Genomic DNA, 14,033 nt, shown 5'->3' on the forward strand with positions numbered 1-14,033 from the left:
GGAAAGCACATTAAGTGCTTTCCTTTGCGTGCGGAACTCGCGACAAACTTAACCCGCGCCCGCCCGGCGAGTAAGCTGCGGAAACTCGGTCGGTCCAGAGCAATATCGTGCGAACGGAATTCTGGCTGATGATCTGTTCGCGACAAAGACTCGATAGGTAGCCCCCTCTATGCCCTTTTATAAGTTGCGGTGAAATAGGGACTGAATTTGGGGTTGAACCGTTTAAACAGTCCCTATTTCACCGCAACTTATTTGGGGATGAAAAAGGCAGAGGCCCTGGAGAGGGTCTCCGCCTTTGTTACAGGGGGCGATGTTATTCGCGTACCGTGGAATTAGACCAGGCGGGCGTTGATCGTCTTGGCGATCTCGGCGGCGTCGGTGGAACCCTTGACGGTGGCACGGAAGTCCTCGTCCATGAGCGCCTCGGCGACCTTGGACAAAATCTTGAGGTGCGTGGTGCCGGCCTGGGCACCGGGGATGAGCAGGGCAATAGCCACGTTGACAGGAGCGCCGTCCATGGTGTCCCAACCGGTCACGCCGGACTCATCCTTGACGACGATCACGGCAGCCTCGGTAATGGCGTCGGACTTGGCATGCGGGATGGCGAAGCCCTCCATCATGCCCGTGGTGCCCTCGGCCTCGCGGGCCAGGAAAGCGTTCATCACGGCGTCGGCGTCGTTTGCGATACCGGCCTTGACGGCTTGGTTGGAAACGAAGCTCAGAGCCTCGTCACGAGAAGCGAAGTCCTCGGCGACAAAGACATTCTCGACCTTCACGAAGTCGGCAGCCTCGGCCTTGGGGGCCTCAACCGGCTTGGTTGCAGGAGCGGGCTTCTGGTTCTTCTCGAAGTCGTACTTCTTGAAAGCCACGAACAGGATGCCACCGGCCACGGCGCCGATGAGGATCGCGAGGACCCACAGCGGACCGTTCTCGACAACGGACAGGACCAGGAAGCCGCCGTGAGGCGCCGGATCGTGAACGTTGAAGAAGATGGTCAAGATGGAAGCGATGGAAGAACCGAGCATCATGATGGGCATAACGGGCCAGATGTTCTTGGTCATGAACGGAATGGCGCCCTCGGTGATGTGGGTGCAACCAAGGATGAGGTTGACGATACCGGCGTCATGATCCTCCTGGCTGAAGTACTTCTTGCCGACAACGACGGCGAAGGTGGTGATCAGCGGCGGAACGATGCAAGCGGCGGAGACGGCAGCCATGAAGTTGGTGCCGAAGTTGTAGGTCTCGGTGCCGACGCCAGCTTCGAGAGCGGTACCGAGCAGGAAGGTGCCAGTAGCATAAGCAGCCTTGTTGACCGGGCCGCCCATATCAAAGGCGCACATGCAGCCGATGGCCAGGCCAAGGATCACCGGACCGGAGTTACCGAGGCTCTGCAGGAAATCCATCATGCCCTGGTTAATGGCAGCCATGGGGCCGGAAATACCGAGCATGACCAGACCGACGATGGCGGTAGAGCACAGCGGATACAGGAAGATTGCCTTCAGGCCATTAAGGCTCGCAGGAATTTTAGAGAAAACCTTCTCGAGCAGCAGGATGACATAGCCAGCGAGGAAGCCGCCGACGATGCCGCCTAGGAAGCCAAAGCCCACACCTGCGCCACCGGCGTCGATCATGCCGGTATCGGCGTTAACAGGCAAGCCCTGGATGGCAATCATACCGGCGACGAAACCGGGGACGAGCGCCGGGCGCTTGCCGATGGACTCGGCGATGTAAGCGGAGAGCACCGGAACCATGAGGTTCATGGCGATACCGCCGATAATCTTGAGCATCGCGGCAAAGCTGTTGTAGTCGGCAGCCGTCGAATCAAAGGACGTGATGCCCCACAGGAACGAAATGGCGGTCAGAACACCACCGGCAACGACGAAGACCAGCATGTGGCTGACGCCGTTCATGAGGTGCCTGTAGATGACGTGGCCGATGGACTCCTTCTCCTCGACCTCGTCCTCGACATCGGCGGCAGCGGCAACCGTGTCGTCGCCCTTGGCGGCGAGCGCGCGGTCGATCAGCTTACCAGCAGCCTCGACAGACAGGGCCTTGGAAACACCAACGGAAACCATGGGCTTACCGGCGAAACGCTCAGCCTGGACATCCTTATCGGCTGCGACGACGACGGCCTTGGCACCGGCGATCTCGCTCTTGGTGAGCTCGTTCTCGACACCGACCTGGCCATGAGTCTCGACCTTAATGGTCAGACCTCGCTCGGCAGCAGCCTTCTCCAGCGCCTCCTTCGCCATGAAGGTGTGTGCAATGCCGGTCGGGCAACCGGTCGCGGCGATGATGTCAAACTTAGCCATGTGTCCCTCCTTCTTGAGTACAGCGCCCGCGGGCGCTCCCCTACACGCGCTTCGATGCGCGTTTTTCCACACTTGAAAGATACCAACCTACCGTCCGCGTGAGAAGAGACAAGGCGCAATTCTCCGGTGAAAGGTTCTTTCATAACCGTAAACGGCAAGTGAAAGTTTACCATCAACACTTGAAACGGCAAGGTGTATCTTGTAATTGAAAATGCCCGTATACTATGGCATTGCAAATCAAGCTAGATTTTCATGCCAACCAGGAGCCATCCATGACCGATAGTAGCAAGAGCGCACTTTCCCTCATTAGTACCCATCAGGGATACAGCGAGTCCGAGCAGCGCATTGTCGACTATATATTGGAGCACCAGTCCGAAGCGCCACGCCTCACGGCCGCTCAGCTCTCGCGCGCTGCCGCCACGTCCGAGGCGACCGTTTCGCGCTTCTGCCGCAAGCTGGGCTTTGGCAGCTTCCGCAGCTTTCAGTTTTCGTTGGCGAGGGATTTGGAAAGCCAGCGCAACGAGGGCCTGACCGACGAGGTCTCGCTCGATAATATGGAGCAGAGCCTAAAAAATATCCTCGCCGCCAAGGTGAGTGAGCTTAATGCGACCATCGACGGCATAGATCACGACACGTTGGCCGCAGTTGTACACGCGCTTAAGAATGCCGGCGTTATTGAGTTCGCCGCCGTGGGCAATACGAACGCGGTCGCGCTCGATGCGACGTTTAAGTTTTCGCAGCTGGGCCTGCGCTGCATGGCGAGCACCATTAGCGAGACATCAATCGGCTTTGCGCTCACGTTACGCCCGGGTGACGTCATCGTGCTAATCTCAAACTCTGGCAAATCGCGCCGACTGAATCGCATGGCAAAAGCGGCTCGCAACTGCGGCGCAACCGTAGTCGTCATCAGCAGCGATAGCAAGTCTCCACTTGCGCGCCTCGCCGACTACACCTTTAATACCGTCAATCACGAAGCGCTGCTGACAACGGGTGACTTCGCGTTCTCCAAGATGAGCGCCACGATGATCATAGAGGTCGTCTACAACTTCCTGCTGCCCGAAATCGAGGACGCCCGAGAGCACATCAGCTACTATGAGGAACTCATCCAACCGGATAAGGTCGTGGAGTAAAACGCGAAGTGGGACAAAAAATTCAGTCTATTTTGTCCCACCAACACCGCTGATACGACCTAACCTCGAGCTTCTTCAAGCATCTGCTTGGCATGCGCCAAGCTCGCCTCCGATTGATCGCCGCTCAACATGCGGGCGATCTCGGCGGTACGCGCTTCGCCGGTTACCTCGTCCAAATGCGTCTGGGGAACATCGCCCGGTTCCTTACTGACAACATAATGTTTGTCGGCCATGACCGCAACCTGCGCAAGATGCGTTACGACGATGACCTGATGCGTAGCGGCGAGATCTGCCAGCACGCTCGCGAGGGCACGTGCGGTAGAGCCGCCGACACCCGCATCGACCTCATCGAACACGAGCGTATCGACACCGTCCGCGTTACCGAGGACAACCTTGCTTGCCAGCATGACGCGGCTGAGCTCGCCGCCCGACGCAATGCGGCGCAGGGGGCGCGGCGTCAAACCGGCACCGCTGCGGTATAGCAGCTCGTAGCTCGAAGGACCAGCGGGCGTCCACTCAGCACGAGGAAGATCGCGCGACTCCCAGACGAGCTCGGCGCCGCCCATCTCCAGGCGAGCCATCTGGCGGCCCACCTCATGGCAGAAGCGCGGGGCCGCCGTATTGCGGGCGCGCTTAAGTGCCTTGGCAGCGGCAAACAACTCGCGCTCGGCGCTCCCGAGTGCCTCACGCGCCTTTTTGATCTGTTCATCGCCATCATCGACCAGGGACAGCAGCTCTTGCGAGCGATCGCGCATGGCAAAAACATCGTCCATGGTGGGACCCCACTGACGCAACAGGCCCTTGAGGTCGGAATACCGCTCACGCATGCGAGCGAGCTCGCGCGGGTCGAAGGCGACGCCATCGCGATAGGCACGAAGCTCGTTCGCGCAATCCTCAAGGGAAATACAGGCATCCGAAAGCGCATCGGCAATATCGCCCAGTTTGCGATCGACGGAAGCCATGCGGGAAAGTTCTGCCACGGCGCTGTTCACGGCATCGAGCGCTCCCCCTTCGGCGGCAAGCGATGCATGAGCATCATTGGCCGTGGCAACGAGCACCTCGGCATGTTCAGAGCGCGGCAGCAGTTCCTCGAGTTCCTCATACTCGCCCGGCTTGGGGTCGACCTCGGCGATGCGCTCAAGGGCAAAACGCGCCTCCTCGACGCGGCTCCCCTGCGCACGCGAGGCCTCTTCGACACGTCGAACCTCCTTGGCGGCAGCGCGCGATGCCTTAAAGCAGGCGCGGTAGTGCTCGAGCGCCTCGAGCGCAGAGCGCCCCGCCCATGCATCGACCATCGCAACGTGATGCGCCGGGTCGAGCAAGCGCTGGTGCTCGTGCTGGCCGCACAGATCCATCATCACGCCAACGCGCTCCGAAAGCTCGCGCACGCTGGCGATGCGGCCGTCAATCTTCACGCGGCTGCGGCCCTCGGCAGAAAGGCTGCGCTGGACCGTGAAGCCCTCCGTGTCGTGCGGGCCGTCAAACAGGCGTGCCTCGACGCTCGCGAGCGCCTCGCCCTCGCGCACCGTCGACGAATCCGCGCGCTCGCCCAAAATAAGTTTGAGGGCCGAGAGCAGCGCGGTCTTGCCGGCACCGGTCTCGCCGGTCAGGACAGTCAGGCCGGCACTCGGCACCAACGTCGCCTCGCGAATGAGTGCAATGTTAGAAACCTGCAGCTCATCGATCATGACGGACTCCGTAGAATACGCGGCTCACCGAGTTATAGAAGCTCTCGGGGCCGTAATCGAGAAGCAGCACATCTCCGGGCCCGCGGCGCACCGCCACGCTCTCAACGGTGCCATCGCAGGTAATAAACTGTCCATCGATAGCGATTGCCGGAACACTCGGACGGTCATCAGACATAAAGATTTCGACGACATCACTCGGCGAAGTCAAGAAGGCACGGGCCTGAATGGTGTGCGGTGCAATGGGTACGCAGACCATGCCCGTATAGTCGGGGCTCACGATGGGGCCGCCGGCACTGAGCGCGTAACCCGTAGAACCAGTCGCCGTGGACACGACCACGCCGTCGCCACGCAGTCGGTCGATATGGTGGCCCGACACCGTGATGTCGAACTCGACCATATCGGACAGCGGACCGCGGGTAAGCGCCATGTCGTTGAGGGCGAAGGTGCGCACGACATCCTTCGTACCGTCTTCGCGCACGGACACGATATCCGCGGCGATGGTGGCGCGACGGCTCACGTGCAGCTCGCCGGAAAGGGCGTCGCTCACGACCTGCAGAATGTCGCGCTCCTCGGGGCTCGCAGCAGTTAAAAAGCCCAGGTGACCATAGGAAAGACCGAGGATAGGAATCTCGCGATGGTTGAGGATGCGGGCAGCGCGCAGCAACGTACCGTCACCGCCGAGCGTAATGACCAGATCGGAGCCGTCAATATCAGGCGTGCTTTGAATCTTCGATCGCTGGTCGGCAGCCCATGCGACCTCATAGCCCTGGCGCGTCAGCCAAAGCTCGAGCATCAGGCCGCTCTCGACCGCCTCTTGCTTGTAGTAATTGGGAACCAGAAAGACCTTCATAGCGTTGCAGCTTTCTCGCTCAAAACCGATACCTGGGATTGCAGCACGTCTTGCGAGCGGTCGCCAGATTCAAATCTCGTGCCGTACAGGAAAAACTCAACGTTGCCCTTGGCACCATGAATGGGCGACACGCACACATCGACCGGGAACAGCCCCTTGGCAGCAAAGAGCTCAACCGCCGCCACGAGCGTATCGCGGCGCACGGCGGGATCGGTCACAATGCCGCCCTCGCCCACCAGCGCAGCCGGCGCCTCAAACTGGGGCTTTACGAGCGTGCAAAAAGAACCTGTAGGCGCCAGGCACGCCAGCACCGCATCGATAATGTTCGCGATGCTGGTAAACGAGACATCACACACAGCCAGGTCGATGGCACCGGCATAGCCAAGCTCGGGCAGCTGCGTCACGTTGGTGCGCTCATGCAGCGTCACGCGATCGTCCTGACGCAACGACCAATCGAATTGGGCGCGACCCACGTCCACCGAGACAACGGTCGAAGCCCCGCGCTTGAGCAGACAATCGGTAAAGCCGCCGGTAGAGCAGCCCACATCCAGACAGGCAAGGCCCGTCGGATTGATGTCAAAAGCATCAAGCGCGCCTTCGAGCTTAAGACCGCCGCGGCCAACATAGGGAATACGGCCCTTCACGTGCAGGGGCAAACCGGGCGTCACCTTAAGGCCCGGGGAGGTCAAACGCTCGCCACCACTCGAGACCAAGCCGGCCATAAGAGTGCGAAGGGCATCCGCGCGATCGGCGCAGATGCCCTGTGAAATCAGTTCGTCATCGAGACGCACACGTTTCATGAATGCCATCAACCATTCGTATCCGGAGATGCGGCCTAGCTATCCTGGGATTCGTTTGCCGCATCCTCATCGTATTCCTGCTCGAGCTTGTCGGCCTCACGCGGCGTCAGCTCAAACTTGTCGACCATATCGACCGCGCGGGAGCCAAGCTCAATCGCTTCGTCAAACAGATCGAGCGAACGCTCCAAGGAGGTATCCTTGGAGCGAACGGTAGCGATGATCTGGTCCAAGCGGTCCGAGATCTCGTCGAAGTTGCGGACGGAACCCTCTGGCATGGCTACTCCTCAACGGAGTCGACAACAGCCTCGGCGGCGTCCGAATCCTCGGCCAGCACGCCAGCCTCAGCCTGGGCAACCGCAACCTTGGCGGCCGCCTCGGCAGCCTGGGCCTCCTCGCGAGCGCGATCCTCGGCCAGCAGCTCCTGGTAAAGGTCCTCGCCCGGCAGCTCCTCGCTGCGAGCAATCTTACCCAGCACGCCGTTGACGAACGACGCGGACTGGTCGGTGCCATAGGCCTTGGCAAGCTCGACGGCCTCGTTGATCACGATGGCGTCCGAGACCTCCTCATCGGTGAGGAAACGCATCTCGTAAACGGCGATACGCAGCAGATTGCGGTCGGCGCCGGGCATGCGCATAAGATCCCAGTTCTTGGCAACGGAGCGCAGAGCGCAGTCGATGCGGTCGATATGCTCGTAGGCGCCGCGGCAAAGCTCAAGCGCATAGGGGTCGAGGGGACCCTTAGAGATCAGGAAATCACCCTCGAGGACGCGCTCGAGCGGGCTGTCCGTGGCCTCGGCCTGGAACAGCAGCTGCAGCGCCTGACTGCGGGCAAGCGTACGCCCGCGATAAACCTTAAGGCTCAAAGGTTACTCCTTGGGGAAAACGAGGCCGTCGATGCAAACGTCAACGCGCTCGACCTCAACGCCAACCTGGGCATCGATGGCGGCGACCACTGCGGCGCGAACGGCCTCGGCGAGTTTCTTGAACGGATAGCCAAAGAACACCACGACACGCACGGTGAGCGCGAGCTTGTCGCCGACGACCTCGGCCTCGACCGCCGGCTCGGAAGCCGGGGCCTTGGACGAGAGCATCATGGAGACAAGGTTGGTGGCAAGGTCCTTGACGCCAACGGAGGCGATGCCCTCGACATCGGACACGGCGCGCGAGACGATGGCGGTCAGAACATCGGGCGAAATGCCGATACCGTCAATCTTGATTTCCTGGGGCATGAGTCCTCCTAGAAGAGTTGGTTGCTAGACGCGGGAGACGAACTTGCCGTCGCGGGTGTCAACCTTGATGACCTCGCCCTCGTTGAGGTACATGGGGACCTGGATGACAGCGCCGGTATCGATCGTGGCCGGCTTGGTGGAACCCTGGACGGTGTCGCCCTTAAAGCCCGGGTCGGTCTGGACGATGGTGGTCTCGATGAACATCGGCGGGGTCACGCCCATGAGCTCATCGTCGGCGAAGAGCAGCTGGCAGACGTCGTTCTCGCGCAGCCACTTGGAGTTCTCGCCCACCATGTCCTCGGGAACGGGAACCTGCTCATAGGACTCGTTGTCCATGAAGATGTAGTCGGTGCCATCGTTGTAGAGGTACTGGAACTCACGGGTGGTGAGCATGACGCTCTCGAACTTGGTGCCGGCGTTGCAGGTGTTCTCGACGACGCGGCCGCTCTTGATGTCGCGGGTCTTGTAGCGCACAAACGCGCCGCCCTTGCCCGGCTTGACATGCTGGAACTCGACGATGGTGTAGACCTTGTCCTTGATGCGGAGACCGAGGCCGTTCTTGAAGTCGGCGGTAGAAATGGTAGGCATAGCGACCTTTCTTGTTATGGGCAGAACGCACAAGCGTCCAAATTACATACGACAGAAATTATACACTTGCAGACGGCGCCTGCAGCGAGCGCATAAAAAGAGAACGCGGGGCGTCCGAATCGATCCGAACGCCCCGCCCCAAACTATCTACCGAAGTAGACTAGCAGTCGATAACGTGCAGGTCGTGCGGGGTCTTGGTGAAGGGCTCGTAGCCGTTCTCGGTGACCACGCCGTAGTCCTCAAGGCGCACGCCGCCCACGCCGGGCAGGTAGACGCCGGGCTCCATGGTGACAACCGAGCCGATCTCGATGGTGTTCTTGCTGCGGTTGAAGTTGGGCAGCTCGTGGATGTCGATGCCCACGCCGTGGCCCAGACCATGGTTGTAGTAATCACCATAGCCGGCATCGCCGATGATCTTCTTGGAAAGCTTGAAGATGTCGTTACCCTCAACGCCCGGATGGATGGCGGCGACGCACTCCTCGTGCGTGCGGCGCACGAGTGCGTACAGGTCGAGCTGCTCCTGGGTGGGCTCGCCCATCACGACAGTGCGCGTCATATCGGAGCGGTAATCGCAGTAGCCCGCGCCGTAATCCATGAGAACGAAGTCGCCCTTCTCGATGACACGGTCACTCGGCACGGCATGCGGGTTGGCGGTGTTGGGGCCGCTCGCCACAATGGAGCCGAAGGCCAGGCTGTCGGCGCCGTTGGCGAACATAAAGTTCTCGAGCTCGTTGCGAACCTGCTTCTCGGTCATACCGGGCTTAATAAAGCCGAGCATGTGCTGGAAGGCGGCGTCAGTGATCGACTGTGCATGGCGCATGAGCTCGATCTCCTCGGCATCCTTGATGGCGCGCATCTTGCGGATGTCGTCGTGCATCAGCGGCAGCATGCAGGCGACGGAACGGTCCTCCAGGCCGCGCTGAATACCCTGGTAGAAGTTAATCTGCATATCGTCCTCGACAGCACAGACACGGCACTTGTTAGCCGCAATCTTGCCGGCGACCCAGCCGGGGATGGTACCCTCGTCCATGTCGTAGACCCAGGGGCTGCCGGCGGGCGTGTTCTCCTCAAAGCTGTTGAGGTAGCGCGAGTCGGTGTGGAACAGGCACTGGTCGACCGTAATAAACGCAGCGTGCGGGAACTCGAAGGTGTAGTCGAAGACGCCCTTCACGCCCGTAAGCCAACGAAGGTTGGCCTCGTCGCGCACCACGATGGCATCGTAGCCACGCTCGGCCATCAGGGCACGGACACGCTCGATACGACCGGCAGGACCGGCAGCAAACTCAGACATGCAGATTCCTTTCTTGTTGTCTCAAGATAGACGGGACGGGTCTCAACCGAACGACGGAATCGCATGCGATCCGCAACCGATTGAAAACCCGCCCCTCAACATGATACGAAAGACGATGGAAGTCAATAAATCTTAGAGAAGTTCTTTACGAGAAGCCAAGTAGGCGTGAGCATGGCGCTCAAGAACCTCGTCCTCAACGTTCGTTAGGCGAATTGCGCCGAGTGCCGCGGGCAGCGGCAGCATGCTGCGGTTTGAGCGCGCGAACTGCTGTCTGCGGAACTCCTCGATATATGCGGCAGGCTCCAGATCGAAGGCAAGTTCCTCGATACCAAAGTCCTCCAGACAGTCATCGACCTCAAAGACGTAATCGATATCGAAGTCGCAGGCGTCGTGGGCAAGGCGCGCCTCAAAGCGCATGCCCTCGGACAACAGCTGGTAGGCAGGGACCTGCGAAGCGGCATCGCCCAAGCAAGCGCGCAAGGTACGCTCCCCCGTCTTGCCAAAATCGAGCGCATGGCGGGCGCTCGGGTTCGTGGCCATCAGTACGTCCTTGCGAGCAGTCTGAGACCATTGAACGGCATTGACGAGCGCGACCTCCTCGCCCGCGAGAATCTCGGGGACGGTCTCAATAAACTGATTCCAGCGGGACTTGCTGCTCGAAAGCATGGTGCCAACAAGTACCGCATAGCCGAGCTTGAGGTCCTCGGGGTCCGCCTCGCGAACAAGATCGAGGTCACACACGACCAAACCCGGTTCGGGACGGAACGCGATAGCGGGAAGCGCATTGGCCGACGAGGCGACAAGCGGCTTCATGGTCGTCGCGACCGTGAGCATGGCGTCGAAGGTCGTCGGCAGCAGCGCGCACTCGGTTCGGCCACACCACTGGTTGGCGCACCAGCTAACAACCGAGCAGGTTGCGGCATCGCCAACGGCAACAACCAGATCGTCGCAGGTAACGCCGTTGGCAGACAGGGCGCCAAAGATAGCATCAGCATCGGCCAGCGTGGCACCAGCAGGCGAAACCTCGAGGACTAGCGGCGACACGGCAAAACCGGCGTCGACCAGCGCATGCTCGACGACTTCACCAAAACGCTCGGATGTGGCGGTGTTCCAAACGACCATCGCGCGCTTAGGCTTGCCCACGGCCGAGGCAAACATACGCGACAGCTCATCGAACGCACCCAATCCGACACGGACATCGACGCTGCGGTTTTGGAAATTGATCAGTTGACGGCGAATCATAGCAGCCCACGCTCCAAAAGCATCTCGGCACAAAGGTAGGAAACGTCCTCGAAGGACTTGTTGCGAATATCAAGGGTAAGGTCGGCAGCCTGGCGATACAGCGGACGGCGATGCTCAAACAGGCGCGCGGCATGCTCGGGCGAGCGGAAATCGGGGCGCGTGTCGGACCGACGAATCTGGCGAATCGAATCCTCGAAGTCGCCCTCGAGGTACACGCACGTACCCATTTCGTGCATCAGCACAATATTCACCGGTGTCTCGACGATACCGCCCCCGCACGAAACCAACAGGCTGCGCTCACTTTGGAGCGAACGGAGCGCCGAGGTCTCGAGCTCGCGAAAACGATCCTCGCCCTCGGTCTCAAAAATCTCGGTTACCGACTTGCCGCAACGGCGCACGACCAGGCGGTCGGTATCGATAAAACGCCGCTTGAACATGGTGCCGACGTTGCGCGCGAGCGTCGACTTGCCCGCGCCCAAAAAGCCGATAAAGAAGATATGGTCGCAGCCGTGTTTGGTGTGCTGGGACATAGCGAGACCTATTCCTCGCAGGGAAGGTCGCGCAGGGCCCGGCGCTCAAAGATACGGAAGATCTGCGTATACCACAGGTCCTGCGTCGCCTGCGGCTTTACCAGGATGGTATCGACGCCGGCGAAATTACCGCTCCACACGTCAGTGTAGAGCTGATCACCGATCAGCACCGCCTCGTCGACCGTGGCGCCGAGGCGCTTAAGACCCGCCTTGAGGGCAAACGGCGCCGGCTTCATGGCGTGGCTGATGGCCTCGAGTCCCAGCTCGCGTGCTGATGCCATGACCTGGTCGCGATGCCAGTTGTTGGACACCATGCACAGCTTAAAGCCTTTGGCGCGGGCGGTATCGAGCCAAGCGGAAACCGCGGCGGGAACCTGCTCGGTGTCGCGCGGCACCAGGGTGTTATCGCGATCGAGCAGAATGGCGCGTTTGCCGTCGGCCCAAAGGGTATCAAGGTCGATGCGATCGACCGAGGCAACGTAACGTTTGGGGCTAAAAATCCTCATGCTAATTCCAAGACTGTTGATGCTCTTCGTAGGTTTGCGAGAAGTACTCCTCGTCCTGCGTAATGTAGAAATACAGGTCATCAGAGTCGGTCGGCTCAAGGGTGGCCTTGAGCGCCTCGAGCGACGGAGAGCAGATGGGCGTGGGCGGCAGGCCCTCATGCTTATAGGTGTTATACGGACTATCGCTCTGCAGGTCGTCGGCGGTAACCTCGCCACCGGTGACATACATCATAGTCGCATCGCTATTGAGATAGCGCAGGCCATCGAGCTTGCCGGCAAGGCGGTTGTAGAAAACCGAGGCCACATGCGCACGTTGATCGGCGTTGAGGCCCTCGCGCTCAACGATAGAGGCCAAGTTGACGATGTCGTAGTCGGACATCTCCACACCGTAGCGTTCCTTGATCTTGGCTTCGCAGCTCGCAAAGTCAAGCGACTTGTACTCGGTCTTAAACTGATCGAGCATAGCGCGAATCACGCCATCGGCCGTCGGCGAATCACCCAACGAATAGGTCTTGGGGAACAAGAAACCCTCGAGCGAATCGTTGGCGGCGCCCTTAAGGAAGCTATAGTCGTCCACGTAGTTGGAGGCCTTGGCCTGGTTGAGGAAGTCTTCCTTAGAGATGCTGTCGTAGGCCTGGGCCACACGGTCGGCGACTTGATCGACCGTCAGGCCCTCAGGGATAGTCAGCGCACTGGAGCCCGCGTTGGGGCCTTCCATGAGCTGCTGAACAACCTTGGTCGCATCCATGAGTGTGGTGAACGAATAATCACCAGGCTTGAGCGACATATCGGCGTTGAGCTTTTTCACCGCCGCATAATAATCCTTGGGATTTTCGACGATATGGTTCTCGGAGAGAATCGAGGCGATAGTATCGCCCGAAGCACCATCGGGAATGGTCACCGTAACCTGCTGACCAGCCGTGACCTTCGTATCCTCACCGGCAAAGAAGCCCTTGACGGCCGGCACGACAAAGAAAGCGATCGCAGCAAGCGCGAGCACCGACACCACAACGCCGATGATCATCGGAACCGGAGAACTCTTCTTTTGAGCACCGCGACGAGCATGCGTGTTGTAGCTCGAGCGGGTCGCCGGAGCAACGCCATGCGAACCACGAGCGTGATGCGAATGCAATTGGGGGGCCTGCGTTCGCTGGGTAGGTGCCTGCTGCTTAAAGCGGGTGCCGCCTGCAGGCTGGGCCGTACGAGCAGTGGGCTGCTGAACCGCGTGAGAAGCCGAATGCTGAACCGAACGAGCAGAAGGCTGCTGACCCGTCCGTTGAACAGGTTGGGCCGAACGAGAGAAGGACTGCGCCGGGCGCGCGGCAGGCTGAGCTGCGCGCTGCGTCGGCTGTGCTGGACGCTGGCCAGGCTGGGCAGGGCGCGACGCCGGCTGCTGTGTACGATTCGGCTGGCGCGGATCGGAAGCACTAGGCATGCGAAACCTCCTCGTTTTTACGATCGAGCCACGTCTGCAAAAACAGGCTGGCGGCAATCATGTCGATCTTGCCCCTCATCTGCTTTTCGTTGAGTCCCTGCTCGCGCAGGATACGCTTGGCCTCTTGCGAGGACAGACGCTCGTCCTCAAACTCCAACGGAAGATCGAACTCGTCGGCAATATTTTGCGCCACAGCGGCAACGCGCTCGGCCTGAGGGCCGGGCTCACCGGCCATGGTCAGGGGGCGTCCGCTTACCAGGATGTCGGGCTCATAGTCCTCAACCAGGTAGCGGAACGTCTTGGCCATACCGGTGACCTCGGCAGCCGGAAGCACCTTGACAGGCATCGCCATCTTGCCATCACGGCTCGAGACGGCGATGCCAATCCTGGTCTCCCCTATGTCCAGCGCGAGCGCAACCACAGCGACTTCTTA

15 protein-coding genes are annotated in these 14,033 nt (G+C 60.3%); 1 reads left to right on the top strand and 14 read right to left on the bottom strand.

Annotated features, from left to right (window positions below; genetic code table 11):
* Positions 1-332 precede the first annotated feature (332 nt).
* Positions 333-2,312: a fructose-specific PTS transporter subunit EIIC gene (locus tag PMX21_RS02345; RefSeq protein ID WP_271757810.1), complete on the bottom strand. Its 1,980-nt coding sequence runs from the start codon at positions 2,310-2,312 to the stop codon at positions 333-335.
* A gap of 272 nt (positions 2,313-2,584) precedes the next feature.
* Between PMX21_RS02345 and PMX21_RS02350 the strand changes: the two genes are divergently transcribed.
* Positions 2,585-3,442: a MurR/RpiR family transcriptional regulator gene (locus PMX21_RS02350; protein WP_230317405.1), complete on the top strand. Its 858-nt coding sequence runs from the start codon at positions 2,585-2,587 to the stop codon at positions 3,440-3,442.
* Positions 3,443-3,501: 59 nt separating this feature from the next.
* Here PMX21_RS02350 and PMX21_RS02355 read toward each other — a convergent pair whose 3' ends face one another.
* From PMX21_RS02355 to ruvX, 13 genes are all read right to left on the bottom strand, one after another.
* Positions 3,502-5,130, bottom strand: coding sequence for a DNA repair protein RecN (locus PMX21_RS02355; protein WP_196025311.1), 1,629 nt, complete (start codon positions 5,128-5,130; stop codon positions 3,502-3,504).
* Positions 5,120-5,980 (bottom strand): NAD(+)/NADH kinase, encoded by an 861-nt coding sequence (locus PMX21_RS02360; protein ID WP_035138200.1) that lies wholly within the window; start codon positions 5,978-5,980, stop codon positions 5,120-5,122. The genes PMX21_RS02355 and PMX21_RS02360 overlap by 11 nt, the downstream gene beginning before the upstream one ends.
* Positions 5,977-6,780 (bottom strand): TlyA family RNA methyltransferase, encoded by an 804-nt coding sequence (locus PMX21_RS02365; RefSeq protein ID WP_271757907.1) that lies wholly within the window; start codon positions 6,778-6,780, stop codon positions 5,977-5,979. Before PMX21_RS02365 ends, PMX21_RS02360 begins: the two co-directional genes overlap by 4 nt.
* A 35-nt stretch (positions 6,781-6,815) precedes the next feature.
* Complete coding sequence (locus PMX21_RS02370; RefSeq protein ID WP_006233978.1) at positions 6,816-7,055, bottom strand: exodeoxyribonuclease VII small subunit; 240 nt, start codon at positions 7,053-7,055, stop codon at positions 6,816-6,818.
* Between the two features lie 2 nt (positions 7,056-7,057).
* The gene (gene nusB / locus PMX21_RS02375) at positions 7,058-7,642 is read right to left on the bottom strand and encodes a transcription antitermination factor NusB (protein ID WP_138112426.1); all 585 of its coding nucleotides are present in this window, start codon (positions 7,640-7,642) and stop codon (positions 7,058-7,060) included.
* A 3-nt stretch (positions 7,643-7,645) separates the two neighbouring features.
* Entirely contained in the window at positions 7,646-8,008 is a 363-nt protein-coding gene (locus PMX21_RS02380) for an Asp23/Gls24 family envelope stress response protein (protein WP_006233982.1), read from the bottom strand.
* Positions 8,009-8,032: 24 nt separating this feature from the next.
* Positions 8,033-8,596, bottom strand: a complete 564-nt coding sequence (gene efp, locus PMX21_RS02385) for an elongation factor P (RefSeq protein ID WP_117799248.1) — start codon at positions 8,594-8,596, stop codon at positions 8,033-8,035.
* Between the two features lie 160 nt (positions 8,597-8,756).
* On the bottom strand, positions 8,757-9,887 hold the full coding sequence (locus PMX21_RS02390) for a M24 family metallopeptidase (protein WP_138112424.1): 1,131 nt from the start codon (positions 9,885-9,887) through the stop codon (positions 8,757-8,759).
* Positions 9,888-10,019: 132 nt separating this feature from the next.
* Entirely contained in the window at positions 10,020-11,129 is a 1,110-nt protein-coding gene (locus PMX21_RS02395) for a dehydroquinate synthase/iron-containing alcohol dehydrogenase family protein (protein WP_196025314.1), read from the bottom strand.
* A complete protein-coding gene (locus PMX21_RS02400; RefSeq protein WP_271757812.1) occupies positions 11,126-11,659 on the bottom strand; it encodes a shikimate kinase in 534 nt (177 codons plus the stop codon). Before PMX21_RS02400 ends, PMX21_RS02395 begins: the two co-directional genes overlap by 4 nt.
* A gap of 8 nt (positions 11,660-11,667) precedes the next feature.
* On the bottom strand, positions 11,668-12,165 hold the full coding sequence (locus tag PMX21_RS02405) for a YqeG family HAD IIIA-type phosphatase (protein WP_148331347.1): 498 nt from the start codon (positions 12,163-12,165) through the stop codon (positions 11,668-11,670).
* 1 nt (position 12,166) lies between these two features.
* On the bottom strand, positions 12,167-13,600 hold the full coding sequence (gene mltG / locus PMX21_RS02410; RefSeq protein WP_271757814.1) for an endolytic transglycosylase MltG: 1,434 nt from the start codon (positions 13,598-13,600) through the stop codon (positions 12,167-12,169).
* Positions 13,593-14,021 carry a Holliday junction resolvase RuvX gene (gene ruvX / locus PMX21_RS02415; RefSeq protein WP_271757816.1) on the bottom strand — a complete coding sequence of 143 codons (429 nt, stop codon included), beginning with the start codon at positions 14,019-14,021 and terminating at the stop codon, positions 13,593-13,595. Before ruvX ends, mltG begins: the two co-directional genes overlap by 8 nt.
* Between the last annotated feature and the right edge of the window lie 12 nt (positions 14,022-14,033).

Origin of the sequence: Collinsella aerofaciens (assembly GCF_028209885.1) — a bacterium.
In the GTDB taxonomy this organism is placed as follows: Bacteria; Actinomycetota; Coriobacteriia; order Coriobacteriales; family Coriobacteriaceae; genus Collinsella; species Collinsella aerofaciens_BA.